Origin of the sequence: Collinsella sp. AF36-3AT (genome assembly GCF_003475205.1) — a bacterium.
Classification (GTDB): domain Bacteria; phylum Actinomycetota; class Coriobacteriia; order Coriobacteriales; family Coriobacteriaceae; genus Collinsella; species Collinsella aerofaciens_AF.
In genome coordinates this window covers 1-1,253 of sequence record NZ_QROZ01000025.1, presented here as the reverse complement: position 1 = coordinate 1,253, position 1,253 = coordinate 1, and the positions used below count along the sequence as shown (strand labels likewise).

General features: G+C 65.7%; 1 protein-coding gene. It reads left to right on the top strand.

Going from position 1 to position 1,253, the window contains the following annotated elements; translation table 11 throughout:
• Nucleotides 1-24: 24 nt before the first annotated feature.
• Nucleotides 25-1,253: arginine deiminase (gene arcA, locus DW003_RS09825; RefSeq protein WP_118388887.1), on the top strand; the 1,229-nt coding region annotated here is incomplete at its 3' end.

Here is a 1,253-nt window from a genome sequence, read left to right as displayed (position 1 = left end):
GGCCCGAAAGAAAGGTAGGAGGCCATGACGAAAGGTCTGCACGTGCCTTCCGAGATCGGCAAGCTCAGGAAGGTCTGCCTGCACCGTCCCGGCGACGAGCTCCTCAACCTGCCGCCCGACGAGCTCGAGCGACTCCTGTTCGACGACGTCCCGTTCCTGGAGGTCGCGCAGCAGGAGCACGACACCTTCGCCCAGATCCTGAGGGACCAGGGCGTCGAGGTGCTCTACCTCGAGAACCTCGTCGCGGAGGTGTTCGACCAGGTCCCCGGCGCCCGCGCCGAGTTCACCGACCAGTACATCGCCGAGGCGGGCATCCGCGGCCAGCACATGCCGCAGATCGTCCGCGAGAAGCTGGACTCCATCGAGGACAACCTCGAGTTCGTCAAGAAGACCATGGCCGGCATGACCAAGGCCGAGATCGACATGCCCCTCACGGCGTCCACGACCCTCGACTCCCTGGTCAACTCCGAGTCCGAGTCCGACCTGATCATCGACCCGATGCCCAACCTCTACTTCACCCGCGACCCGTTCGCGGTCGTCGGCGAGGGCGTCAACCTCAACCGCATGTACTCGGTCACCCGCAACCGCGAGACCCTGTACGGCAAGTACGTCTTCAAGTACCACCCCGACTACAAGGACGTCTCCCTGTACTTCCGCCGCGACTGCCAGTTCCACACCGAGGGCGGCGACGTGCTGAACATCAACGAGAAGACCCTCGCCGTCGGCATCTCCCAGCGCACCCAGGCGGCCGCCATCGACGTCATGGCCCAGAACATCTTCTGGAACTCCGACTCCAAGGTCGAGCGCATCCTGGCCTTCGACATCCCCGTCTCGCGCGCCTTCATGCACCTCGACACGGTCTTCACCCAGATCGACGTCGATAAGTTCACGATCCACCCCGCCATCATGGGCACCCTGCGCGTCTACGAGCTGACCGCCGGCAAGAACCCGGGCGACGTGAACATCCGCCTGATCGAGGACACCCTCGAGCACGTCCTGGAGGACGCCACCGGCGTCGACCAGGTCAAGCTGATCCCCTGCGGCGGCGGCGACCCGATCGCGGCCTCCCGCGAGCAGTGGAACGACGGCTCCAACACCCTGTGCGTCGAGCCCGGCAAGATCTGCGTCTACGCCCGCAACACCGTCACCAACGACGTGCTGTACAAGGAGGGCCTGGACCTTCTCGTCGTGCCCTCCGCCGAGCTCTCCCGCGGCCGCGGCGGCCCGCGCTGCATGAGCATGCCCTTCTGGCG